A 23,156-nucleotide genomic window follows, 5' to 3' on the forward strand; every position below is an offset into this window, starting at 1 on the left:
AAGGGCGTAATGATAGCGCCAAATGTCGCAGGGACGCGCAAGTTATTCTAGGTCAGTGTTCTGGCGGCGAAAGCGTGCTAAAAAGGTTGCAGCCCTCTGAAACTGGGAGGTGCAGGCTTTTTTGCCGTGCCGGCGAGGCTGCTCTTCGTAAGATCAGCGGAACTTACGCCGACATTTTTTCTCTATGATGACATCGCAACGCCAGCAGGACCCATTGTAAGGTGACTGCGGCCTGATTAGACTGCGCCGAATTTCGTACGCACAGCCCTTTGTAAGGACTTATATGATCAAGAAATGCTTGTTCCCAGCAGCCGGTTACGGCACTCGCTTCCTGCCAGCGACCAAAGCCATGCCTAAAGAGATGCTGCCGGTGGTGAACAAGCCACTGATTCAGTACGGCGTCGAAGAGGCACTGGATGCCGGCCTGAACGAGATCTCCATCGTGACTGGCCGTGGTAAGCGCGCACTGGAAGATCACTTCGACATCAGCTACGAGCTGGAAAACCAGATCAAGGGCACCGACAAGGAAAAATACCTGGTCGGTATCCGTAAGCTGCTGGACGAGTGCTCCTTCTCCTACACCCGTCAGACTCAAATGAAAGGCCTGGGCCACGCGATCCTGACCGGTCGCCCGCTGATCGGTGACGAACCGTTCGCCGTGGTGCTGGCGGACGACCTGTGCGTCAACCTGGAAGGCGACGGCGTGCTGACCCAGATGGTCAAGCTTTACCAGAAATACCGCTGCACCATCGTTGCCGTTCAAGAGGTTGACCCTCAGGAAACCAACAAGTACGGCGTGATTGCTGGTGATGACATCGGCGATGGCCTGATTCGTGTGCGCGACATGGTTGAAAAACCGGCGCCGGAAGATGCTCCATCGAACCTGGCGATCATCGGTCGTTACATCCTGACCCCGGACATCTTCAAGTTGATCGAAGAAACCGAGCCAGGCAAAGGCGGCGAAATCCAGATTACCGACGCCCTGTTGAAGCAAGCCAAAGACGGTTGCGTGATTGCCTACAAATTCAAAGGTCGTCGTTTCGACTGCGGCGGCGCTGAAGGCTACATCGAAGCCACCAACTTCTGCTACGAGCACTTCTACAAGACTGGCAAGGCTTACTGACCCACGGTAGCCAAACCTGTTTTAAGAGAAAGCCACCTTCGGGTGGCTTTTTCGTTTTTCAGTCCCATGTAAGTCGGTATGCTGATGGCCTGCCGAGGAGAGTGAAATGGCCTACGATTTTGACCTGTATGTAATTGGCGCCGGTTCTGGCGGTGTTCGCGCAGCACGCTTTGCTGCGGGCTTTGGCGCCAAAGTGGCGGTGGCGGAAAGCCGCTACCTGGGGGGCACCTGCGTGAACGTGGGCTGCGTGCCTAAAAAGCTGCTGGTGTACGGCGCACACTTCGCCGAGGACTTCGAGCAAGCCAATGGTTTTGGCTGGTCGCTGGGTGAAGCGAACTTCGATTGGGCGACGTTGATCGCCAACAAAGACCGCGAGATCAACCGTCTCAACGGCATCTACCGCAACCTGCTGGTCAATAGCGGTGTCACCCTGCACGAGGGCCACGCGCGCGTAGTTGACCCGCACCAGGTAGAGATCAATGGTGAGCGCTTCACCGCCGAGCACATCCTGATCGCGACCGGCGGCTGGCCACAGATCCCGGAGATTCCAGGGCGCGAGCACGCCATTGGCTCCAATGAGGCGTTCTTCCTCAAGCAATTGCCCAAGCGTGTGTTGGTGGTGGGCGGTGGTTACATTGCCGTCGAATTTGCTGGCATCTTCCACGGGCTGGGTGCACAGACCACATTGTTGTATCGCGGCGACCTGTTTCTGCGCGGTTTCGACGGCTCGGTGCGCACGCACCTGAAAGAAGAGCTGACCAAGCGCGGGCTGGACCTGCAATTCAATGCCGATATCGAACGCATCGACAAACAAGCCGATGGCAGCCTCAAGGCCACCCTGAAAAACGGTCGTGTACTCGAAGCCGATTGTGTGTTCTACGCCACCGGTCGCCGCCCGATGCTCGACAACCTGGGCCTGGAAAACACCGGGGTCAAACTCGACAAGCGCGGCTTTGTAGAGGTAGACGATCTGTACCAGACGGCTGAGTCGTCGATCCTGGCCATTGGTGACGTGATCGGTCGGGTGCAACTGACGCCGGTTGCGTTAGCCGAAGGCATGGCCGTCGCGCGTCGCCTGTTCAAGCCTGAGCAATATCGTCCGGTGGATTACGCGATGATCCCGACGGCGGTGTTCAGCTTGCCGAATATCGGCACGGTGGGTCTGACCGAAGAAGAAGCGAAAGAGAAGGGCCACAGCGTGCAGGTCTTCGAAAGCCGCTTCCGGCCGATGAAGCTGACCTTGACGGAGTGCCAAGAGAAAACCCTGATGAAGCTGGTGGTCGACGCCGACACCGACAAAGTGTTGGGTTGCCACATGGTCGGCCCGGACGCCGGCGAGATCGTCCAGGGCTTGGCGATCGCGCTCAAGGCGGGCGCGACCAAGCGGCACTTCGATGAAACCATCGGCGTGCACCCTACGGCGGCGGAAGAGTTCGTCACCATGCGCACGCCTGTGGCGGGCTGATCAGTCTTGTGGTGTTGCCTCTGGCGCCGTTGCAATGATGGCCGCCAGGCGCAATGCCTCGATACTGGCCTGGGCCTTGATCAGGTCCAGTTCCAGGGTTTTGTTGATGTGCTGGTGTTCGGTCAATGCCGTTTGGCGTGACTGACCTTCCAGCACGGCAACCCGCAGCCGCTCCTGAAGCAAGGTGCGCTCGCTGTCTATCTGGCTCACCTGTTCGCTGAGCTTGAGTTGCTGGGCCTGGTCTTTGCGGGCTTGCTCCTGCAGTGCCGCCAATTCCTTCATCGTTACCCGATGTTCAATCAATAGCCGTTCGTTGTCGCGATGCAGTTGGGTGATTTCATCCTGGCGCACCAGTGCGCTTTGCTGGGCTTGGCGAAGCTCGGCCTGGACTTGCTGTAGTTGGCCTTCGTGGCGGCGCTGCTCCTGCTCACGCTGATCCTTGATTGCAGTGCGGTAATGCTCCAGCGCATCGCGGGCGTGCAGGTGCTTCTCTTCCAGTGAGCGGATCTGGTCGTCCTTGTCATTGATGCGCAGCTCGTAATCGCTGCAGGCCTGGCTGAGCCCCGCATTGCGGGTTTGTTCGGTTTGCAGGCTGGTGCTGGCTGTTTGCAGTGCGGCGCTTTCTTCTGCCAGCGCGGCGGCCTGGATATCAAATTGCTGCTTTAGCTGCCCGTGAACCTCTTCCAGGGTTTCCAGCTGCGTGAGGAGGGCTGCCTTCTGTTGTTCGAATTGCGCCAAGGCCAGGTCGATAGGCTCTTGGGCTTTCTCTTTCAGTCGTTGGGCCAGTCGTGAGACCAGCTCGCCAAGCTCGTCGTCAATGGGCGCTTCGGTGATGGTTAGCCGGGTCTCGCTGTCGTCCAGCTCTTTTAAATAGCGGTGAATCGTGGTTTTCGAGCCGGTATTGCCCATTTCGATCCGTACGGCATCGATGCTGGGGTTTTCGCCGCGGGCGAGGATCGCCAGGCGGGCCGTTTGAACGACTGCTTTATTGATGCCACCGCGAGCCATGGGGTCTCCGTCGATTTAGTACTGTGGTACGTAGTATGTATTTACATACTATATCACGAATATAAATCCTTTAAAATTCATGATTTAACAGATGGGATATTGGCGTATTATCCCGTGTGATAATCGTTTTGACCGTGCATACACCCTCCAGCAGTACGAATAGGCCCACCCATGAGCGATCTGGACCGATACCTGAATGCCGCCACCCGCGATAACACGCGACGCAGTTATCGTGCGGCGATCGAGCACTTCGAAGTGAGCTGGGGAGGGTTCCTGCCCGCGACCAGCGACAGCGTGGCGCGTTATCTGGTAGCGCACGCTGGCGTGTTGGCGGTCAACACCTTGAAGCTGCGGCTCTCGGCATTGGCGCAATGGCATACCAGCCAGGGCTTTCCCGATCCCACCAAGGCACCGGTGGTGCGCAAGGTGCTCAAGGGGATCCGCGCCGTGCATCCGGCACAAGAGAAACAGGCCGAACCGTTGCAGCTCAAACATCTGGAACAGGTCGTAGCGTCCCTTGAGGCTGAGATGAATGACACGCCCCACGACCCAGCTCGACTGTTGCGCGCCAAGCGCGACAAAGCCTTGATCCTACTGGGCTTCTGGCGTGGCTTTCGCAGTGATGAACTCTGCCGCTTGGAGATCGAGCATGTGCAGGCCACGCCCGGCACCGGCATCAGCCTTTACCTGCCGCGCAGCAAAAGCGATCGTGACAACCTCGGCAAGACCTACCACACCCCGGCGCTGCTGCGCCTGTGCCCGGTGCAGGCCTATAGCGAATGGCTCAGCGCCTCGGCATTGGTGCGAGGGCCGGTGTTCCGCGGGATTGATCGCTGGGGCAACCTGGGGGAGGAGGGGTTGCACGCCAACAGTGTCATCCCGCTATTGCGTCAGGCGCTTGAGCGCGCAGGCATCCCCGCCGAGCAATACACCAGTCACTCACTGCGCCGGGGCTTTGCCACCTGGGCTCATCGCAGCGGCTGGGACTTGAAGTCGTTGATGAGTTACGTCGGTTGGAACGACATGAAATCTGCCATGCGCTATGTTGAAGCGACGCCCTTTCTTGGCATGACACTGGCGACACAACCGCTGCTTTGAGATTTCTTCTATTAATACAGTCACCTGATAGGGAAAACCAATCGTCAGCATCAGGTTTGCCAATGAGCCATCGACGCGAAGAGTGGGTAGGATTCACTTCATCAACTTGTAACCCTTTCTACAAACCTGACGGAGAGTCAACGATGCCTATCATCAACAGCCAAGTAAAACCGTTCAAAGCTACCGCCTACAAAAACGGCAATTTCGTAGATGTGACCGACGCTGACCTGAAAGGCAAGTGGTCCGTAGTGTTCTTCTACCCAGCCGACTTCACCTTCGTTTGCCCAACCGAGCTGGAAGACCTGGCTGACAACTACGCCGAATTCCAGAAGCTGGGCGTCGAAATCTACAGCGTTTCCACCGACACCCACTTTGCCCACGCTGCCTGGCATAACACTTCGCCAGCCATCGGCAAAATCCAATACACCATGATCGGCGACCCAACCCTGACCATCTCCCGCAACTTCGACGTGCTGATCGAAGAAGCTGGCCTGGCAGACCGCGGTACTTTCGTGATCAACCCAGAAGGTCAGATCAAGATCGTTGAACTGAACGACGGCGGTGTTGGCCGTGACGCTTCCGAGCTGCTGCGCAAAATCAAGGCAGCTCAGTACGTAGCTGCCCACCCAGGTGAAGTGTGCCCAGCCAAGTGGAAAGAAGGCGAGGCTACTCTGGCTCCGTCCCTGGACTTGGTTGGCAAGATCTAAGTCTGTGAGTACCTCAGGGCGGAATACACCGCACCTTAAGTAAGCTGCATCCGCCCTCAAAACGCCCGGGCGAGATTCGCTCGGGCGTTTTTTTTACCGAATTAAAAGGAATCGCCCGTATGTTGGACGCCAATCTTAAAGCTCAGTTGAAGTCATACCTGGAACGGGTCACCCAGCCGATCGAGATCGTCGCCTCCCTTGACGACGGTGCGAAATCCCAGGAAATGCTTGCTCTTTTGCAGGATGTGGTCAGCCTCACCACGCTGATTACCCTGAAAACCGATGGCAATGATGCGCGCAAGCCATCTTTCTCCATCAACCGCCCAGGTGCCGAGATCAGCCTGCGTTTTGCCGGCATCCCCATGGGCCATGAATTCACTTCGCTGGTGTTGGCCCTGCTGCAAGTCGGTGGCCACCCGTCGAAGGCCAGTGTCGAAGTAATTGAACAAATTCGCGCCCTGAAAGGCGAGTTCAACTTCGAGACGTACTTCTCGCTGTCTTGCCAGAACTGCCCGGACGTGGTCCAGGCGCTGAACCTGATGGCCGTGCTCAACCCGAACATCCGTCACGTCGCGATCGACGGCGCGCTGTTCCAGGCTGAAGTGGATGAGCGCCAGATCATGGCGGTGCCGAGTGTGTACCTCAATGGCGTTAACTTTGGCCAGGGTCGCATGGGCCTGGAAGAAATCCTCGCCAAGCTCGACACCAGCGGTATCGAAAAAGCCGCCGAGAAAATCAGCGCCAAAGAGGCGTTCGATGTACTCGTTGTCGGCGGTGGCCCAGCCGGTTCCGCAGCCGCCATCTACGCAGCGCGTAAAGGCATCCGTACTGGTGTGGCCGCTGAGCGTTTTGGCGGACAAGTGCTGGACACCATGTCCATCGAGAACTTCATTTCCGTACAGGAAACCGAAGGGCCGAAACTGGCCAGCGCCCTTGAAGCGCACGTGCGTCAATACGACGTGGACATCATGAACCTGCAGCGCGCCAGTAGCCTGATCCCGGCGAAAAACCCGGGTGACCTGCACGAGATTCGTTTTGAAAGCGGTGCAACCCTCAAGTCCAAGACTGTGATCCTGGCCACCGGTGCCCGCTGGCGCGAAATGGGTGTGCCGGGCGAGCAGGAATACAAGGCCAAGGGCGTGTGCTTCTGCCCGCACTGTGACGGTCCATTGTTCAAAGGCAAGCGTGTGGCGGTGATCGGCGGCGGTAACTCCGGCGTCGAAGCGGCCATCGACTTGGCCGGTATCGTCAGCCACGTGACCTTGCTTGAGTTCGACAGCAAGCTGCGCGCCGACGCTGTACTGCAACGCAAGCTGTACAGCCTGCCGAACGTAGACGTGATCACCAGCGCACTCACCAGCGAAGTCAAAGGTGATGGCCAGAAAGTCACTGGTCTTGCCTACAAGGACCGTGACAGCGGCGAATTCAAGACCGTCGACCTGGAAGGCATCTTTGTGCAGATCGGTTTGTTGCCCAACACTGATTGGCTCAAAGGCACCGTGGAGCTGACGCCTCGTGGCGAGATCATCGTTGATGCCCGTGGCGAGACTTCACTGCCAGGCATTTTCGCCGCCGGCGATGTGACAACCGTGCCGTACAAGCAGATCGTGATCGCCGTAGGCGAGGGCGCCAAGGCCTCCCTGAGCGCTTTCGATCACCTGATCCGCACTTCCGCTCCGGCGTAAATTCGGACCCAGAAATGAAAAACCCCATGAGTGATCATGGGGTTTTTTCCGTTCCCACGTTCCGCGTGGGAATGCATCGTGTGACGCTCCGCGCTTACAGCGGCGCTGGCTGAATGATCTCAACCCAGTACGCATCCGGGTCCTTGATGAACGCCAGGCTTTTCATGCGGCCATCGCTCAAGCGCTTCTGGAAGTCGCAGCCCAACGCTTCGAAACGTTCGCATGCCGCGACAATATCCGGCACCGAGATGCAGATATGGCCAAAGCCACGAGGGTCGGTATTGCCGTTGTGGTAGGCGAAGTCGGCATCGTTTTCGGTGCCGTGGTTGTGGGTCAGTTCCAGGATGCCCGGGATGGATTTCATCCACTGGGTACGCTCGGCGGCGTCGGCCGGGATCAGGGATTTGTCTACCAGGGCCAGGAAGTACAGGCTGAATTCGGCTTCCGGGAAGTCGCGCTTTTCAACCAGGGAGAAACCCAGGACGCGGGTGTAGAAATCCAGGGATTTGGTGATGTCCTTGACCCGCAACATGGTGTGGTTGAACACGAAGTTAGAGGTAGCGGTGTCAGGTTGGGCGGTAACGCCCGGGAAGGTGTTCAGTTCGTGCAGGCTCATGGGCCCTCCAGAAAAAAATGGGGCAAACGCAGCTCTAGATGAAATGAGCGGTCCCTTGGCTTGCGGCCGGCATCCGTGCAGCCCGGCCATGATACGCAAGGGCTGCGCGCCGCGCCAAATGAAAAAGGTCACGCAGGCCTTGCGACCAACGGGGTCGGGCCTCAGACTTTGTGGCTTGAACCTTGAGTGTTTTTCGCAATGATCGAATTTCGTAAACCGCTGTTGACCTCTGTGTGTTTGCTGCTGGCCAGCCCGATGCTGTTGGCGGCTGACCCGGAAATCCATTGGCCCAGTGGCTGGCAAGTCGAGGAAGTTGTCCCTGATGGTGACGCGCCCGCAAAACCTCAGGCCGTGTCTCGCCAGCGGGCAATCAAGAATGATGAAAACGGCGCAACCTTGATGGTGATGGAGTTGACCGGCACGCCGATCGAAGCCGGGCACACCGTTAATCTTCAAGGCGTATTGCTGGAGATGCGCAAGTCTATTCAGAAAGATTTTGCCCAAGGCGGGTATCAAAGTGTGTGCAGCAAGATGCGCCCTACAACATTGAGCCGCCTTGACGCGTTGGAAACTACTTGTGTGATTACCGAAAACGGCCGGCACGTGCTTTCGCAAACATTGGTGGGGGCTGTTGATGCCGATAAAGCGTATGTTTTCTCATACGCCGGCCAGACCGATGCGTACGAATCGAGCAAGGATGAAGTCAGCTCGGTGCGCGACAGCCTCAAACTTTAAATGCGTTGCTCGCGTCGATTCTGAACGAAGTGAAATGTTATTTAAGTTCGACGCCGAACACGCCAATAAAAAAAGCCCCGCGAATGCGGGGCTCTTTGTTAGTGCAGTGTGATCACTTACGCAGCCAGGAATCTACAGTGGCCGCGCCGTGCTGTTCTTTCCACGCTTTGAGGCCACGGTGGTTGCCACCTTTGGTTTCGATCAGCTCGCCGGTGTGTGGGTTTTGGTAAACCTTGACCACGCGGGCACGGCGTTGTTTTGGTGCGGCGGTGGCCGCTGCGCTGGACTTGCCCGGGTTGGGGTCAAGGATCGAGATGATGTCCCGCAGGCCTTTGCCGTAGGTTTTCATCAGCGCTTGAAGCTTTTCTTCGAATTCGATTTCTTTCTTCAGGCCGGCGTCGTTCTTCAAGGATTCCAGTTGGGCAAGCTGCTCTTGAAGGGCTTTTTCTGCTGCGCGAAATTCGGCGAGTCTGGACAAAATCTGTACTCCAATAGTGTATTTGGCTGATATCAACTGCAGACAAAGCTATAAGCCAAAAGCTTTAGGCGACTCAAAAAAAGAAGTCGTCCTGCGAGTTCTGCACAGGCAGGAAAAATTGTAGTAGTTAATCCGCCACGAGTAAATCATGTCTTTAATCTAAATAATCCGATTTCAAGCGCCCTAGTGCGTGGCTAATCAATGGCTGGCCAGCGATTTAATGAATTCATCGACGGGCAATGGCCGCCCAAACAGGTAGCCTTGCAAAAAGTCTACGCCTTGCGCTGCCAGGTATTCGCATTGCTCTACGGTTTCAACGCCTTCCGCAACGACGCCCAGGTCCAGCTTGCCCGACAGTTCAATGATGCTGTCCAGGATATGTCGCGAGAGCGCATCGGCACCGATCATGGCGACAAAACTTTGATCAATCTTCAAGTAGTCGACATTGAAGTTACGCAAGTAACCCAGGCTGGAGTGGCCGGTGCCAAAGTCGTCAATGGCGATCATCACTCCCAGCTCATGCAAGGCGTCGAACAAGCGACGCGTGATGTCGGTGGGCTCGATCAACTCACGCTCGGTCAACTCCAGCACCAGCGTTACCTGGCCGGGCGCAAAGGCGGCGAGGAATTCCCGGCAATCCTCCACCAACGCCAAATCCTGGCAATGGCGCGCGGTAATGTTCACGCCAATATGAAACCCCGGATGGAAGCGGCCCGAGTGGGGTGCTAACTGAGCGGCGGTCTGGCGTAGCAACGCGCGAGTCATCGGCACGATCAGTCCGGAATGTTCGGCCAGCGGTATAAACAGGTCAGGCCGCACCAGGCCCTCCTTGGGGTGCTGCCAGCGCATCAACACCTCGCAACCGGCCCATTCGCGGGTATCGCCACGCACTACGGGTTGGTAGTACGGGACGAACTCGTTGGCGCCCAGCGCCCGCCGCAACTCATGAGTCGGTGCTGAGGAACGTTTCTGGAGCCAGTGCGCAAGGACGCCGGCCAGCACGCCAAAAAACACCAGCAGACTGAACAGCGCCGGGTAGCGGGCTTCCATGTACCGCCACGTTTCACCGGCCGGCATGCCGGCTTCGACGCTGTAGTCATAACGTTCGGAGGCTAAATGATGATGCGCCACGGCAAACGTCGGCACGGCAGAGTTTTGCACCTTGCCGTCGTCACTCATCCAATTGGGCCCCACTTGCAGGACCAGCTCCGCGTATCGACTGATCAGGCGCAAGGCGTTGGCCAGGTGGTAGCCGTCAATTGAGGCAAACGCCGCCTTGTCGCCGTCGACCAATCGATAAACCAGCAGTGCGGTGTCGGGGGTAACCGGGTTGCCGTTCATCAGCCACAGGCGGCCATCAACGTAGTCGTCCGGGTTGACCTTCGACTCGTATTCACCGCCGAACAACGAGCTGCAATAGATGTTTCTTTGCCAGGACAACGTGGTCGCCCGCACAAACGGCCGGCGGGTGACCTGCTCGCGCAGTGCCAGTTGTGCACCGTTATCACACGGCTGACCCGCCAGCGGTATCAGCGCCTGGGCGGCGAGGGCGGTGTTGTCGAGCATCAGGTCGACTTGGCGCACCGCTTCCTGGGCAGTTTGGGCGGTGCTTTGATCAAGGGAGCGCTCGGCCTGCCAGTAAAGGATGGCAACGCCTAATACGATAGGCAGCAACGCGCTGAGCGAAGTGATTAAGTAACGTGTGGCGCGTTTTCGCGGGCCGTTAACGGTCAGGGGCATTGGAAACGGCCTGTTGCGATGTGGGAAAAGCGCCGGAGGGCAAATCAAAGTTAGTTCGATGATAGATGGCTCGGCTGGTTTTAGCTCGTTGTACCTGGCTGTTCGGCCAGTAGGCCTGTCAGACGATTACGCAGGGTCACGAGGAGCGGTTATGAACACTCTGTGCCAGTTGGACAAATGCCAAGGTAGCGGGGGAGGCCTGCCGGCGGTCCAGCACCGCCAGCCCAATGGTGCGTGCAACGGCCGGTGCCAGGGGGCGTTGCACGTAGCGTGTGTCCGCCACTTGCGGCAGCGAAGCCTGGGCCACCAGGCTCACGCCATCACCTCGACACACGGCTTCAAGGGTGCTGAGCAGTTGGGCGCAGCGAAAGCGTACTTTCGGGCTTAGCCGTGCGCTGTGGAATAGCCGCGTCACCAGCTCCGAAGAACCCGCTTCAGTGAGGATAAAAGGATCGTCGCACAGCGCTTCAAGGCCAATGGCGGGGTGAGAAGCCAGAGGGTGATCGGCCGGCAGCAGCGCCACCAGTTGATCCTCGAAGAGTGCAAAGGTGTCGAAGCGTTCTTGTTCCAGGACCACGAACCCCACGTCGATACGCCGCTCGTCCAGCCATTGCAGCACCTGGCGATCCGGGCCCTCATCGATATGCACCTCGATCCCCGGATACGCCAGGCGAAAGCGCTCAAGAATGGGTGGTAAAAGCCGATTGGACGAGGTCGGCCCAAACGAGCCAATGCGCAGCGTGCCGCGTTTCATGCCACGGGCATCGGCGGCCTCTTGTTGCAAGGTATTGGCCAGGCCGAGCATCGCACGCGCGCGCAGCAACAGTTGTTGGCCGATGTCGCTGAGTTCCACTTGGGACTGATGGCGCCGGAACAGATCTATCCCGAGTTCCTGCTCCAGTGCCTTGATGGCATGGGACACCGCTGATTGGCTGATACCCAGGCGGTGGGCTGCACTGGTGAAACCTTGCAGTTCGGCGACCAGGGAAAAGATTTCAAGTTGGGTCAGGGTCATGAGCAATCACTCATTTTACGATGATCAAGTATTAGCAGAAGAATACGCCTGTCCTTCTTCTTGGAGAGTGCTCAGTGATGAATTTATCCGCAGACCACCGTACGTACCTGAAACTGGTGGCCGTGACCATGATCTGGGGCGGTACCTTTGTCGCGGGCCGCTATGTGGCGGCGAGCGTCGACCCGTTACTGGCAGCCAGCTTGCGCTTTGTGCTGGCCAGCCTGGCATTGCTGCTGTTCATGGCGTTTACGCGTACACCGCTGGTGCGCCCAAGTTTCAGGCAACTGGCGCAGTTGGTCACGCTGGGTGCTTGCGGGATCTATGCCTACAACCTGTGTTTCTTTTATGGTCTGCAGTACATCAACGCCTCGCGGGCCTCGCTGATCGTCGCCTTGAACCCGGCGGTGATTGGACTGGCGTCCTGGCTGTTGTTTCGTGAGCGCCTTGGCGGGTACAAGTTGCTGGGCATTGCTCTGTGCCTGGGCGGTGCGGCGACTGTTATCGTCAGCCGTAACCCGCAACTGCTGCAAGGCACCGCCAATGCCTGGCGCGGTGACCTGTTGATATTTGGCTGTGTAGTGGGGTGGGGCGTGTACTCGTTGTTTTCACGCGGGCTGAACCAAAGCCTGGGGCCGTTGCAGACGGTCACCTGGTCGATCCTGTTGGGCACGTTGATGCTGGTGGTCACCACGCTCACTACCGGTCGATTTACGATGCAGGGGCTGGAAGCAATTCATAGGCCGCAACTATTAAGCCTGCTTTACCTCGGCGTGTTGGGGTCGGCCCTGGCGTACATCGGCTATTACGATGGCTTGCGTCGAATCGGTGCCACCCGTGCCGGGGTGTTTATTGCGCTCAACCCGTTGACGGCGGTGGTCTGCGGTGCGCTCTTGCTGGACGAGCCATTGACTTGGCCAATGCTCTGCGGTGGCGGGGTGATCCTGCTGGGTATCTACCTGTGCAACAAACCCCTTGCGCCGGCCAAGGCATTGGGGATTTGATAAGAGTACGGACAAACCTGGTTACGCTGTGTAGAATCGATTTACGCATACAAGAATATGGACTTGCGCTCACGCAAGCCTAGGCCGTCAGAGACTGATGACACCATGAAGCTACTCGGCTCCCCCCTCATCTTTGGTGACTTTCTCGCCCGCAGTGTGCGAGGTCTTTCCTGTGCGCCACCCTGCAACCTCATCCTTGCTCGCAACTGACACTGTGTCTATTACAAGAATGATGAGGTGCCACCATGGCAGATCTATACGAAAACCCAATGGGCCTGATGGGCTTTGAATTTATCGAATTCGCCTCGCCGACGCCGGGCACCCTGGAGCCGATCTTCGAGATCATGGGCTTCACCAAAGTCGCGACTCACCGCTCCAAAAACGTACACCTGTACCGCCAGGGCGAGATCAACCTGATCCTCAACAATGAGCCCCATAGCATCGCCTCCTATTTTGCGGCCGAGCATGGCCCGTCGGTGTGTGGCATGGCGTTCCGCGTCAAGGACTCGCAAAAGGCCTACAACCGTGCCCTGGAACTCGGCGCCCAGCCGATACACATCGAAACCGGCCCGATGGAATTGAACCTGCCAGCGATCAAAGGCATCGGCGGCGCGCCGCTGTACCTGATCGACCGTTTTGGCGAAGGCAGTTCGATCTACGACATCGACTTCGTGTTCATCGACGGCGTGGAGCGCAACCCACAAGGTGCGGGCCTCAAGGTCATCGACCACCTGACCCACAACGTCTATCGCGGGCGCATGGTGTACTGGGCCAACTTCTACGAGAAGTTGTTCAACTTCCGTGAAGCGCGCTACTTCGACATCAAGGGCGAATACACCGGCCTGACCTCCAAGGCCATGAGCGCGCCGGATGGCATGATCCGCATCCCGCTCAACGAAGAGTCGTCCAAAGGCGCAGGGCAAATCGAAGAGTTCCTGATGCAGTTCAACGGTGAGGGCATCCAGCACGTGGCGTTCCTCACCGACGACCTGATCAAGACCTGGGACGCGCTGAAGAAGATCGGCATGCGCTTCATGACGGCGCCACCGGACACGTACTACGAAATGCTCGAAGGCCGCCTGCCAAACCACGGCGAGCCGGTGGACCAACTGCAAGCACGTGGCATCCTGCTGGATGGCTCGTCCATCGAGGGCGACAAACGCCTGTTGCTGCAGATCTTCTCGGAAACCCTGATGGGCCCGGTGTTCTTCGAATTCATCCAGCGCAAGGGCGATGATGGGTTTGGCGAGGGCAACTTCAAGGCGCTGTTCGAATCCATCGAACGCGATCAGGTGCGTCGTGGCGTGTTGACCACCGAATAAGCATAAAAAAGCCCGGCCGAGGTTACCCCGGCCGGGCTTTTTATTGTCCGTGAATCAGGCTTTACGCTGGCGCACCAAGTGCTTGAAACCTTCGTACACCAACACCATTACTGCCAGCCAGATCGGGATGTAGGTCAGCCACTCACCGCCCTTGATCCCTTCACCCAATATCAGCGCAACGCCTAGCAACAGCACCGGTTCAACGTAGCTGAGCAGCCCGAACAGGCTGAACGCCAACAAACGGCTGGCGATGATGTAGCTCACCAGTGCCGACGCACTGATCAGGCCCAGCAGTGGAATCAACGCGTACAGCTTCGGATGGGCGTCCATCACGGCAAACCCCTGTTCGCCGCTTTGCACAAACCACCAGGCCACCGGCAGCATCAGCGCCATGTCCAGCCAGAGTCCGCCCAGGTGATCGGTCTTGAGGTATTTGCGCACGATGAAATAGATCGGGTAGCCGATGATGACCACCAGCGTCGCCCAGGAGAACCCGCCGGCCTGATACAGCTCGTTCAGCACGCCGAGGGCGGCAAATACCACCGCAATCTGTTGCAGGCGCGATAACCGCTCGCCGTACACCAGGCGACCGGTCAGCACCATGGTCAATGGCAGCAGGAAATACCCCACCGACACATCCAGGCTGCGCCCATTGAGCGGGGCCCACATGAACAGCCACAACTGCACACCGAGCAAGGCCGAAGACAACACCACCCCGCCAATAAACGCAGGCTTGATCGCCAGCATCCGCAGCAATTCCCACACCCGCCGCCATTCACCGCTGACGATCATGAACACCGTCATGCACGGCACGGTCAGCAGCATGCGCCAGCCGAAGATTTCCAGGCCGCTCAATGGCGTGAGCAACGATGTGAAGTAATACATCACGGCAAACAACACCGAGGCCAATACCGATAACACAACACCTTTAGACACGCTGTCCTCGCGAAAACCGATTGTTACAAAGAGGAGAGGATTATGGTGCTTTTAGCGGGAAAGGGTTGCGCTGTTTTGGGGCGATTTTCAGCAAATTTTCTTGCTGATGCACAGTAAGCGCGAGGGTTCTGTGGCGAGGGGGCTTGCTCCCGCTGGACTGCGCGGCAGTCCCCAGGTTTTTTGGGGGGCGCTTCGCACCCCAGCGCAAGCAAGCTTGCTCACTACAAAGGGGCTTTATGGGCGGGGAATGCGGCCCGACACAAAATGGCCCACATCATTAAACCCCGGGGTGGACGAATGCCCCGGCGTTACCAGTGAGTCGATAAATGCTTCATCTTCAGCCGTAATCCTTACGTCCAGCGCACCGGTATAGGCATCCCACTGCGCTTCGGTACGCGGCCCGACAATCGCCGAACTTACCGCGCCGTTGTTCAACACCCAGGCAATCGCGAATTCGACAATGCCCACGCCACGCCCTTGGGTGTACTGCTGGATCTGCTGTGCAATGCGCAGCGATTCCACACGCCACTCGGTTTCAAGGATGCGCTTGTCCTGGCGCGCGGCGCGGCTGCCAGCCTCAGGCGTAACGTCCGGTGCATATTTGCCACTGAGCACGCCGCGAGCCAGCGGGCTGTAGGGCACCACGCCCAACCCGTAGTTGGCAGCGGCGGTGATCTGTTCCACTTCGGCCTGTCGGTTGACGATGTTGTACAGCGGTTGGCTGATCACTGGTTTGTCCACGCCCAGGCGCTCAGCCACGCGAATCACTTCGGCAATGCGCCAGCCCCGGTAGTTGGACAGGCCCCAATAGCGGACCTTGCCCTGGCGGATCAAGTCGCCAATCGCCGACACCGTGACTTCCAGCGGGGTGTCGTGGTCTTCGCGGTGCAGGTAGTAGATGTCGAGGTAGTCGGTATCCAGACGCGTAAGGCTCGCCTCCAGTGCGTTGAAAATACGTTTGCGGCTCAGGCCGCTGCGGTTGGGGATGCCGTCGACAGGGCCGATGCCTACTTTGGACGCCAGCACCCAATCCGAACGGTGACGGGCGATGGCTTCGCCGACGATCTCCTCCGAACGCCCGCCGGTGTAGACGTCCGCCGTGTCGATAAAATTGATGCCCTGGTCCCAGGCCTTGTCGATGATGCGCAGCGAGTCCTCGGTGTTGGTCTGTTCGCCAAACATCATGGTGCCCAGGGTCAAGGCACTGACCTTCAACCCGGATTGGCCCAATGTGCGGTAAATCATGGATAACTCCTCAAGGCTGGGAAACGTGAGTCATGCAATACCAGACTCGAAGGCTCTGGAACAAGCCCTGGGCGCATTTCTTCATGGATCGAGCAAGGCCTGGCAGCGCGCCTGCACAAATCGATGCAGCACCTTCACTCGCTCCGACACTTGCAGGCGGTGCGGGCACATGAGGTTGAACGGCGTGGGTTCGCCTTGCCACTCAGGCAACAACGGCACCAGGCGTCCGGCCTTGAAGTCACGGGCCACGTCCAGGTTGGCTTTATAGGCAATGCCATGCCCGGCCAGTGCCCAGCGGCGCACGATTTCGCCGTCATCGCTCAGGTAATCCCCGGTCACCTCGACCTCCTGGCGCAACCCGCTCTGGTAGAAACTCCACGTGCTGTTGGCTTGCCCCCGGCGCATGTAGCGCAACGTGCTGTGCTGCGACAGTTCTGCCGGTGTGCGCGGCGTACCGTGCCGCGCCAGGTAGTCGGGGCTGGCGCAGGGAATGCGATGGTGGCCAGGCACCACCGGCAGCGCGACCAGGCTAGAGTCCCCGGGCACCCCAAAACGCAGGGCGATGTCGACGGTGTCGCGGAACAGGTCGGCGTTGCTGTCATTGAGCAATAGCTGGATGCGGATGTCGGGATGTTCCTGCTTGAACTCATCCAGCCAGCCCAGCAGCACATTGCGTCCAAAATCCGAGGGCGCCGACAGCTGCAGCAGCCCGCTGAGGCTCTGACCCTGCTGCTTGATTGCTCGCTCACCTTCGGACAACGCCTCCAAAGCCAACCGTACGCTGCCCAGGTAACGCGCGCCTTCTTCGGTCAGGCGCATGCTGCGGGTCGAGCGGGCGAGCAGACGGATGCCCAATCGGGTTTCCAGGCGCTTAAGGGCGATACTCGCCGCTGCCGGCGTCAGGTTGAGGCCACGAGCCGCTGCGGAAAGGCTGCCGGTGTCGGCGGTGCGCACGAAGACTTCAAGGTCGAGTGTCGAGCTCATTTGTAAAAATCCTTTAAAGATCTTGTCGTTTTACCGGGATTTTTTGCCGATTGCCAAGCTGGGAGGATGAACGCTCACTTTCTCACCCAGGAATACTCATCCATGACTTCTTCCCTCAACGGCAAAACCGTCATCGTGATTGGCGGCAGCAGCGGTATCGGCGCCGCCGTGGCCAAGGCCGCAACCGAGCGTGGCGCCCACGTGGTATTGGCCGGACGGCGCCTGGCGTCGGGTATCGATAATGGCCTGCGTAGCGAGCCGGTGGACGTGACCGATGCCACCTCGTTGCAACGCCTGTTCGAAACGGTTGGGCGTTTCGACCACCTCGTCTACACCTCCGGCCCGTCGGTGCGCGCAAAAAACCTCGTCGAGACGGACCTGGATGAAGCCCAGGAAAACTTCAACGTAAAACTCTGGGGCTCGCTACGGGCGATCCAGCTCGCGCTGCCTTACCTTGACGAGCGCGGCAGCATCAGCCTCACGTCCGGGCAGTTGGGGCGCAAGTTGGCGCCTGGCCAGTTCATCAAGACCGGTATCAACGCGGCGACCGAAGCACTCGGCAAGCAATTGGCCAAGGAACTGGCACCGCGGCGGGTCAATGTGATCAGCCCAGGCGTGATCGATACACCGGCGTATGCGGGCTTGGCTGAGGAACAGCGCCAAGCGATGTTCACCAAGGCGAGCGGGCTGTTGCCTGTTGGGCGGGTAGGGCAGGCAGAGGAAGTGGCGGCGGGGTATGTGTTGGCGATGGAGAATGGCTTTATGACCGGCGCCGTGATTGATATCGATGGCGGCGGCCTGCTGTAAACACCGGGCAAAAGTGTGGGAGCGGGCTTGCTCGCGAACGCGCAGTGTCAGTCACTACTTCTGTGACTGAACCACCGCATTCGCGAGCAAGCCCGCTCCCACATGGACTGAGTTACACCTTCAAGGTACGGGTCATGCGCAGAGCCAGAACGCTACCCGCCACAATCACCGCCGCCAGCAGGTACAACGCGATATCTGTCGACCCGGTGGCATCCTTCACAAACCCGACGATATACGGGCTGAGGAAACCGGCCATCTGGCCCATCGAGTTGATCAACGCCAAGCCACCCGCCGCAGCACCCGCGCTGAGCATGGCGGTCGGCACCGGCCAGAACATCGGCAGGCCGGTGAGGGCGCCCATGGTGGCAATCGTCAGGCCGAGAATCGCAATTGCTGGAGTGGTGGCGAAGTTCACCGCAATCACCAGACCAATCGCGCCCATCAACATCGGCACCACCAAGTGCCAACGACGCTCTTTGCGCAAGTCCGCCGAGCGGCCCACCAGCAACATGAACACCGCCGCCAGCAGGTACGGGATCGCACTCAGCCAGCCAATCACCAGGTTATCGCTGAACCCCAGGTTTTTGATGATCGACGGCAGCCAGAAGTTAATGGCGTAGACGCCACTCTGGATGCAGAAGTAGATCAGGCCGAACGCCCAGATCGCTGGGTTCTTGAACACTTCGGCGAGGGAGTCGGTGGTGGTTTTCGGCTTGTTGGCGAGGTCCGTCGCCTGGTCGGCTTCCAGCACCGCACGCTCATGGGGCTTGAGCCACTTGGCGTTGGCGAAGCTGTCACTCAGCAGGAAGTAGGCGAGGAAGCCCAGGATTACAGTCGGGATGCCTTGCAGCAGGAACATCCACTGCCAACCCGCGAGGCCACCTTGCCCTGCGGCGAAGTGGTTGAGGATCCAGCCGGAGAACGGGCTGCCGAGCAAACCGGATACCGGGATCGCCGACATGAACAGCGCCATGATCCGCCCACGGCGGAACGTCGGGAACCACTGCGAGAGGTACAACACCACGCCCGGGAAGAACCCGGCTTCGGCCGCACCGGTAAACAGGCGCAGGGTGTAGAAGTGGGTGGGCGTGGTAACGAACAGCAGGCAGGTGGACAAGGTGCCCCAGACGATCATCATCAACGCAATCCAGCGCCGTGGACCGAACTTGGTCAACGCCAGGTTGCTCGGCACGCCACACAGCACGTAGCCGATGAAGAAAATCCCGGCACCCAGGCCGTACACGGTTTCGCTGAACTTCAATGCATCGAGCATCTGCAACTTGGCAAAGCCAACGTTTACCCGGTCGAGGTAGTTGAACAGATAGCAGATAAAGATGAAGGGGATCAGGCGCAGGGTAATGCGCTTGTAGATGGCGTTTTTATCGTCATCGGTGGCCAGTGTGGCAGCGGCGCTCTGTGACATGGCGGTCTCTCTTTATTATGATTTTTCGCGATGCGAGGGTAACGTTGATCGCCCAAACAGTCTCGGCGACGCGATGGGGTACTGTCTTTGTGCTCGCGCACAGTGAAGCACCCTTTGCGCTGTGCTGGTGAACAACCACCTTTTAGGAACTTAGCCCCATGTTCGAGCTGGATCATGACCTGGCGCAGGATATTGTCGATCGCACCATGGCGATCCTGCCCTACAACGTGAATGTCATGGACAGCCAGGGGTTGATTCTTGGCAGCGGCGAACCGGAACGCATCAACACCCGCCACGAAGGCGCGCAACTGGTACTGGCCAACGGGCGGGTGGTGGAAATCGACGGCCAGACCGCCAAGCACCTCAAGGGCGTGCAACCCGGCATCAACCTGCCGCTGCTGCACGATGGGCGCCTGATCGGTGTGCTGGGCATTACCGGCGAACCAGAAGGCCTGCGCACTTATGCGGAACTGGTGCGCATGACCGCCGAAATGCTGGTGAGCCATCGCCACCAGCAAGCCGAGCAGCAATGGCGTCGGCAACGCTGCGACGATCTACTGGCCCTGCTGCTGGCCGAAACGGGAGACTCGCCGCGCCTGGTGGACGAAGCCCAGCAACTGGGGCTCAAACCGCAGATGGCACGTACGCCGTATTTGTTCGAACTCGGTGCGGGCCAGTCGGCGGAGGCGTTGAGTGCCTGGTTGACCTCGCGTTACCCGGACAGTTGGTGTGTCAGCTCGGCGCAATTCTCGTTGTTGTGGTGCCGCCCGGCGGCAGTGCAAGTGGACAATCCACGCCTGTTGGAAAAACTCGACGGCTTGGGCTGGAACATCCTGCGGGTAGCGGTGGGCGGGCAGGCCGATGGCTTGGCCGGGTTGCGTCGCTGTTATCGCCGCGTCGGTGACCTGCTGGCCTACGGGCGGGACATCCTGCCGCACTCCAGGCTGCTGACCCTCAACCGCTATCGCCTGCCAGTGATGCTCTGGCGTCATCGCAACGACGATGCCCTCGATGAGTTGCTCAACCCCTTGCGCAAAGTGCTGGCAAAAGACGGCAACGGCCAACTGCTGGCTACGTTGCGCAGTTGGTGCGAGCACGACGGGCAAAGCCAGGCGTGTGCCGATGCCCTGGGCATTCACCGCAACAGCCTGCGCTACCGCATGGAGCGCATCGCCGAACTCAGTGGGGTCGACCCGCTGAGGCTGGACGGCATGCTCGCGCTGTATCTCGGTGTGCAGCTATTGCCCCAGGCTTTGTCGGAATGAACAACAAACCTTTCCCGCACTTGTGCATCGGACCGGCGTCAATGTCGGTACCAACTGGCAGCATGGGCGTTATAAAAACCGGAGAAAGCCCATGAAAATCATCATCGCCCCCGACTCATTCAAGGACAGCCTGAGCGCTGAAGGCGTCGCCCAGGCCATTGCCGAGGGGCTACGCCAAGTCTGGCCAGATGCCGAGTTGGTGCAATGCCCTATGGCGGATGGTGGTGAGGGCACGGTTGAGTCAGTACTTGCCGCGTGCAACGGCGAATTGCGCAGCCAGTCGGTGCGCGGGCCGCTGGGGGCAACCGTTGAAGCCCATTGGGGCTGGTTGGCCGACAGCCACACCGCAATCATCGAGATGGCTGAAGCCAGCGGCCTGCAACTGGTGCCGCCTGGGCAGCGCGACGCCTGTTCCAGCAGCACCTACGGCACGGGCGAATTGATCCGCGCCGCCTTGGACCTCGGTGCCCAGCGCATCATCCTGGCCATTGGCGGCAGCGCCACCAACGACGGCGGCGCGGGTGCGATGCAGGCCCTTGGCGTGCAGTTGTTCGACGCTCAAGACCGAGCGTTGCCACCGGGCGGCCTGGCCTTGGCTCGCCTGGCCCATATCGACCTTGAACAACTCGACCCACGCCTAGCCCAAGTCCGCTTCGAAATCGCCGCTGACGTGAACAACCCGCTCTGCGGCCCGCACGGCGCCTCGGCGATTTTCGGTCCGCAAAAAGGCGCCAACCCCGATCAAGTCCAACAACTGGACGCCGCCCTCGGGCACTTCGCCGACCACTGCGCCAAGGTGCTGCCCAAGGACGTGCGCGAAGAGCCCGGCAGCGGTGCCGCGGGTGGCCTTGGCTTTGCCGCCAAAGCCTTCCTCGGGGCGCAGTTCCGCGCTGGTGTAGAGGTGGTGGCCGAACTGGTCGGCCTGGATGCGGCCGTACGCGGCGCCAACCTGGTGATCACCGGCGAAGGTCGCTTCGACGCCCAGACCTTGCGCGGCAAAACCCCCTTCGGCGTGGCGCGCATCGCCCAGCAGCACGGTGTACCGGTGATTGTCATCGCTGGCACACTGGGCGACGGCTACGAGCAGATGTACGCCCATGGGGTGGACGCCGCATTTGCCTTGCCCGCCGGGCCGATGAGTCTGGAGCAAGCCTGCGGTGAAGCGCCGCGCTTGTTGCGTGAGCGGGCGGCAGATATCGCTCGGGTGTGGCGAGTGGCGGCGTTGCGCGCGCAATAGGCGCGCCCCTACACTGGGCGGCCACTTGTCTTTCAAAGGATGAAACACAATGCACACGCCTGAACCCCATATCGTCATCCAGCGCTTCACCGAGGCCCACCTTGAAGGTGTCGCGGCGCTCTATAACGAACCGGCCGTCTGCCGTCAGGTGCTACAGATGCCGTTCCAGTCCGTTGAGGCCTGGCGCAACAAGCTGGTGCTGGACAACGAACGGCGCCTACAGCTGGTGGCGGTGCATGGTGGGGAAGTGATCGGGCAACTCGGCCTTGAGCAACAACTGCGCGTACGCCGCAGCCATGTTGGGTCGTTCGGCATGGGCGTGGCGACTGCCTGGCAGGGCAAGGGCGTAGGTTCCCGGCTACTGGCCGCCGCGCTGGACGTGGCCGATAACTGGATGAACCTGCACCGGGTTGAACTCACGGTGTATGCCGACAACGAAGCCGCGCAGAAGCTGTACCGCAAGTTCGGCTTTGAGGTCGAAGGCCTGATGCGCGACTACGCCGTGCGCGATGGCCAGTTTGTCGACACGGTGAGCATGGCCCGCCTTCGCACCTCGGTTTAGTCTTGCAGGGCAAATGCCACCGCAGCTTGCGCATGCAGCTCGGTGGTATCCAGCAGCGGCAGGTCGCTGTGTTCCGGCTTGATCAGCAAGCCGATTTCCGTACACCCGAGGATGATCGCCTGGGCGCCGCGTGCCGCCAGCGACTCGATAACCCGTTGGTAAACCTGGCGTGACGCATCGCTGATCACGCCAACGCACAATTCCTCGTAGATAATTCGGTGCACGGCTTGGCGCTCATCGGCTTCGGGCACCAGCACGTTCAGGCCGTGGCCCGCGAGACGCGCCTTGAGAAAATCCTGTTCCATGGTGAACGCAGTACCCAGCAAACCCACCGTCAGCGTGCCGGCCTCAACCGCTGCCAGCCCTGCGGCATCAGCAATATGCAGGAACGGAATCGACACCGCGGCCTCGATACGCGGCGCCACCAGGTGCATGGTATTGGTACACAGCACCACACACTCGGCTCCCCCGGCTTGCAGGCGGCGGGCGGCATCTTCCAGGATCAGCGCGGTGTCGTCCCAACGCCCGGCATGCTGGGCTTGCTCCACCGGCCCGAAGTCCACGCTGTACATCAGCAGTTGCGCCGAGCGCAGCGGACCGAGTTGGTCGCGCACGCGCTGGTTGATGATGCGGTAATACTCGGCGCTGGACTCCCAGCTCATGCCGCCAATAAGGCCGATGGTGCGCATGCGATGCTCCTGACA

The 23,156-nt window shown here is 59.4% G+C and carries 22 protein-coding genes; 12 read left to right on the forward strand and 10 right to left on the reverse strand.

Translation table 11 applies throughout. From position 1 onward, the window contains the following. Positions 1 to 283: 283 nt before the first annotated feature. A complete protein-coding gene (gene galU, locus HF257_RS19115; protein WP_003212579.1) occupies positions 284 to 1,123 on the forward strand; it encodes a UTP--glucose-1-phosphate uridylyltransferase GalU in 840 nt (279 codons plus the stop codon). Between the two features lie 106 nt (positions 1,124 to 1,229). Then, entirely contained in the window at positions 1,230 to 2,588 is a 1,359-nt protein-coding gene (gene gorA / locus HF257_RS19120; RefSeq protein WP_185706001.1) for a glutathione-disulfide reductase, read from the forward strand. Here gorA and HF257_RS19125 read toward each other — a convergent pair whose 3' ends face one another. Continuing rightward, complete coding sequence (locus HF257_RS19125; RefSeq protein ID WP_185706003.1) at positions 2,589 to 3,596, reverse strand: DNA-binding protein; 1,008 nt, start codon at positions 3,594 to 3,596, stop codon at positions 2,589 to 2,591. It abuts the gene before it with no gap. A 171-nt stretch (positions 3,597 to 3,767) separates the two neighbouring features. On the opposite strand from HF257_RS19125, the gene HF257_RS19130 reads away from it, so the two are divergent. From HF257_RS19130 to ahpF, 3 genes are all read left to right on the forward strand, one after another. After that, complete coding sequence (locus HF257_RS19130; RefSeq protein WP_185706005.1) at positions 3,768 to 4,694, forward strand: site-specific integrase; 927 nt, start codon at positions 3,768 to 3,770, stop codon at positions 4,692 to 4,694. Between the two features lie 143 nt (positions 4,695 to 4,837). After that, the gene (ahpC, locus tag HF257_RS19135) at positions 4,838 to 5,401 is read left to right on the forward strand and encodes an alkyl hydroperoxide reductase subunit C (protein WP_003173835.1); all 564 of its coding nucleotides are present in this window, start codon (positions 4,838 to 4,840) and stop codon (positions 5,399 to 5,401) included. 119 nt (positions 5,402 to 5,520) lie between these two features. Continuing rightward, a complete protein-coding gene (ahpF, locus tag HF257_RS19140) occupies positions 5,521 to 7,086 on the forward strand; it encodes an alkyl hydroperoxide reductase subunit F (RefSeq protein ID WP_185706007.1) in 1,566 nt (521 codons plus the stop codon). 94 nt (positions 7,087 to 7,180) lie between these two features. Here the strand turns inward: ahpF and gloA are convergent, their stop codons facing one another. Next, entirely contained in the window at positions 7,181 to 7,702 is a 522-nt protein-coding gene (gene gloA / locus HF257_RS19145; protein WP_185706010.1) for a lactoylglutathione lyase, read from the reverse strand. A 198-nt stretch (positions 7,703 to 7,900) separates the two neighbouring features. Between gloA and HF257_RS19150 the strand changes: the two genes are divergently transcribed. Beyond that, complete coding sequence (locus tag HF257_RS19150) at positions 7,901 to 8,437, forward strand: DUF4946 domain-containing protein (protein WP_185706012.1); 537 nt, start codon at positions 7,901 to 7,903, stop codon at positions 8,435 to 8,437. Positions 8,438 to 8,549: 112 nt separating this feature from the next. Here the strand turns inward: HF257_RS19150 and HF257_RS19155 are convergent, their stop codons facing one another. The 3 genes from HF257_RS19155 to HF257_RS19165 form a co-directional block, all read right to left on the reverse strand. Then, positions 8,550 to 8,915 (reverse strand): histone-like nucleoid-structuring protein, MvaT/MvaU family, encoded by a 366-nt coding sequence (locus HF257_RS19155; protein ID WP_105697335.1) that lies wholly within the window; start codon positions 8,913 to 8,915, stop codon positions 8,550 to 8,552. A 198-nt stretch (positions 8,916 to 9,113) separates the two neighbouring features. Continuing rightward, entirely contained in the window at positions 9,114 to 10,655 is a 1,542-nt protein-coding gene (locus HF257_RS19160; RefSeq protein ID WP_185706014.1) for an EAL domain-containing protein, read from the reverse strand. A gap of 136 nt (positions 10,656 to 10,791) precedes the next feature. Further along, a complete protein-coding gene (locus HF257_RS19165) occupies positions 10,792 to 11,670 on the reverse strand; it encodes a LysR family transcriptional regulator (RefSeq protein WP_185706016.1) in 879 nt (292 codons plus the stop codon). A 77-nt stretch (positions 11,671 to 11,747) separates the two neighbouring features. On the opposite strand from HF257_RS19165, the gene HF257_RS19170 reads away from it, so the two are divergent. Both HF257_RS19170 and hppD read left to right on the forward strand, forming a co-directional pair. Further along, complete coding sequence (locus tag HF257_RS19170) at positions 11,748 to 12,671, forward strand: DMT family transporter (protein WP_185706019.1); 924 nt, start codon at positions 11,748 to 11,750, stop codon at positions 12,669 to 12,671. Between the two features lie 245 nt (positions 12,672 to 12,916). After that, a complete protein-coding gene (hppD, locus tag HF257_RS19175) occupies positions 12,917 to 13,993 on the forward strand; it encodes a 4-hydroxyphenylpyruvate dioxygenase (RefSeq protein ID WP_185706021.1) in 1,077 nt (358 codons plus the stop codon). Positions 13,994 to 14,047: 54 nt separating this feature from the next. Here hppD and rarD read toward each other — a convergent pair whose 3' ends face one another. The 3 genes from rarD to HF257_RS19190 form a co-directional block, all read right to left on the reverse strand. Beyond that, positions 14,048 to 14,929, reverse strand: coding sequence for an EamA family transporter RarD (rarD, locus tag HF257_RS19180; protein WP_185706023.1), 882 nt, complete (start codon positions 14,927 to 14,929; stop codon positions 14,048 to 14,050). 234 nt (positions 14,930 to 15,163) lie between these two features. Further along, positions 15,164 to 16,174 carry an aldo/keto reductase gene (locus HF257_RS19185; protein ID WP_185706025.1) on the reverse strand — a complete coding sequence of 337 codons (1,011 nt, stop codon included), beginning with the start codon at positions 16,172 to 16,174 and terminating at the stop codon, positions 15,164 to 15,166. Between the two features lie 81 nt (positions 16,175 to 16,255). Further along, positions 16,256 to 17,158 (reverse strand): LysR family transcriptional regulator, encoded by a 903-nt coding sequence (locus HF257_RS19190; protein WP_185706027.1) that lies wholly within the window; start codon positions 17,156 to 17,158, stop codon positions 16,256 to 16,258. A gap of 102 nt (positions 17,159 to 17,260) precedes the next feature. Here HF257_RS19190 and HF257_RS19195 point away from each other — a divergent pair, with 102 nt between their 5' ends. Then, positions 17,261 to 17,965, forward strand: coding sequence for an SDR family oxidoreductase (locus tag HF257_RS19195; RefSeq protein WP_185706029.1), 705 nt, complete (start codon positions 17,261 to 17,263; stop codon positions 17,963 to 17,965). Between the two features lie 112 nt (positions 17,966 to 18,077). On the opposite strand, the gene HF257_RS19200 is transcribed toward HF257_RS19195, so the two are convergent. Beyond that, positions 18,078 to 19,388, reverse strand: coding sequence for an MFS transporter (locus tag HF257_RS19200; RefSeq protein WP_185706031.1), 1,311 nt, complete (start codon positions 19,386 to 19,388; stop codon positions 18,078 to 18,080). Positions 19,389 to 19,546: 158 nt separating this feature from the next. Between HF257_RS19200 and HF257_RS19205 the strand changes: the two genes are divergently transcribed. The 3 genes from HF257_RS19205 to HF257_RS19215 all read left to right on the forward strand — a co-directional run bounded on the left by HF257_RS19205 (position 19,547) and on the right by HF257_RS19215 (position 22,452). Beyond that, a complete protein-coding gene (locus HF257_RS19205; RefSeq protein ID WP_185706033.1) occupies positions 19,547 to 20,653 on the forward strand; it encodes a sugar diacid recognition domain-containing protein in 1,107 nt (368 codons plus the stop codon). Positions 20,654 to 20,744: 91 nt separating this feature from the next. Then, positions 20,745 to 21,890 carry a glycerate kinase gene (locus HF257_RS19210; protein WP_185706035.1) on the forward strand — a complete coding sequence of 382 codons (1,146 nt, stop codon included), beginning with the start codon at positions 20,745 to 20,747 and terminating at the stop codon, positions 21,888 to 21,890. 49 nt (positions 21,891 to 21,939) lie between these two features. After that, on the forward strand, positions 21,940 to 22,452 hold the full coding sequence (locus tag HF257_RS19215) for a GNAT family N-acetyltransferase (RefSeq protein WP_185706037.1): 513 nt from the start codon (positions 21,940 to 21,942) through the stop codon (positions 22,450 to 22,452). Here the strand turns inward: HF257_RS19215 and HF257_RS19220 are convergent. Continuing rightward, positions 22,449 to 23,141, reverse strand: coding sequence for an aspartate/glutamate racemase family protein (locus tag HF257_RS19220; RefSeq protein ID WP_185706039.1), 693 nt, complete (start codon positions 23,139 to 23,141; stop codon positions 22,449 to 22,451). The genes HF257_RS19215 and HF257_RS19220 overlap by 4 nt on opposite strands. Positions 23,142 to 23,156: the final 15 nt, after the last annotated feature.

The sequence above is a fragment of the Pseudomonas cremoris genome, from assembly GCF_014230465.1.

What these genes read in the sequence shown, in the direction of transcription:
- HF257_RS19130 (WP_185706005.1), top strand. Translation starts at nt 3,768, where the DNA reads ATGAGCGATCTGGACCGATACCTGAATGCCGCCACCCGCGATAACACG.
- HF257_RS19160 (WP_185706014.1), bottom strand. Translation starts at nt 10,655, where the DNA reads ATGCCCCTGACCGTTAACGGCCCGCGAAAACGCGCCACACGTTACTTA.
- HF257_RS19150 (WP_185706012.1), top strand. Translation starts at nt 7,901, where the DNA reads ATGATCGAATTTCGTAAACCGCTGTTGACCTCTGTGTGTTTGCTGCTG.
- HF257_RS19220 (WP_185706039.1), bottom strand. Translation starts at nt 23,141, where the DNA reads ATGCGCACCATCGGCCTTATTGGCGGCATGAGCTGGGAGTCCAGCGCC.
- HF257_RS19125 (WP_185706003.1), bottom strand. Translation starts at nt 3,596, where the DNA reads ATGGCTCGCGGTGGCATCAATAAAGCAGTCGTTCAAACGGCCCGCCTG.
- HF257_RS19165 (WP_185706016.1), bottom strand. Translation starts at nt 11,670, where the DNA reads ATGACCCTGACCCAACTTGAAATCTTTTCCCTGGTCGCCGAACTGCAA.
- galU (WP_003212579.1), top strand. Translation starts at nt 284, where the DNA reads ATGATCAAGAAATGCTTGTTCCCAGCAGCCGGTTACGGCACTCGCTTC.
- ahpF (WP_185706007.1), top strand. Translation starts at nt 5,521, where the DNA reads ATGTTGGACGCCAATCTTAAAGCTCAGTTGAAGTCATACCTGGAACGG.
- HF257_RS19210 (WP_185706035.1), top strand. Translation starts at nt 20,745, where the DNA reads ATGAAAATCATCATCGCCCCCGACTCATTCAAGGACAGCCTGAGCGCT.
- HF257_RS19200 (WP_185706031.1), bottom strand. Translation starts at nt 19,388, where the DNA reads ATGTCACAGAGCGCCGCTGCCACACTGGCCACCGATGACGATAAAAAC.
- HF257_RS19185 (WP_185706025.1), bottom strand. Translation starts at nt 16,174, where the DNA reads ATGATTTACCGCACATTGGGCCAATCCGGGTTGAAGGTCAGTGCCTTG.
- HF257_RS19205 (WP_185706033.1), top strand. Translation starts at nt 19,547, where the DNA reads ATGTTCGAGCTGGATCATGACCTGGCGCAGGATATTGTCGATCGCACC.
- HF257_RS19195 (WP_185706029.1), top strand. Translation starts at nt 17,261, where the DNA reads ATGACTTCTTCCCTCAACGGCAAAACCGTCATCGTGATTGGCGGCAGC.
- HF257_RS19215 (WP_185706037.1), top strand. Translation starts at nt 21,940, where the DNA reads ATGCACACGCCTGAACCCCATATCGTCATCCAGCGCTTCACCGAGGCC.
- HF257_RS19190 (WP_185706027.1), bottom strand. Translation starts at nt 17,158, where the DNA reads ATGAGCTCGACACTCGACCTTGAAGTCTTCGTGCGCACCGCCGACACC.
- gorA (WP_185706001.1), top strand. Translation starts at nt 1,230, where the DNA reads ATGGCCTACGATTTTGACCTGTATGTAATTGGCGCCGGTTCTGGCGGT.
- hppD (WP_185706021.1), top strand. Translation starts at nt 12,917, where the DNA reads ATGGCAGATCTATACGAAAACCCAATGGGCCTGATGGGCTTTGAATTT.
- gloA (WP_185706010.1), bottom strand. Translation starts at nt 7,702, where the DNA reads ATGAGCCTGCACGAACTGAACACCTTCCCGGGCGTTACCGCCCAACCT.
- HF257_RS19170 (WP_185706019.1), top strand. Translation starts at nt 11,748, where the DNA reads ATGAATTTATCCGCAGACCACCGTACGTACCTGAAACTGGTGGCCGTG.
- ahpC (WP_003173835.1), top strand. Translation starts at nt 4,838, where the DNA reads ATGCCTATCATCAACAGCCAAGTAAAACCGTTCAAAGCTACCGCCTAC.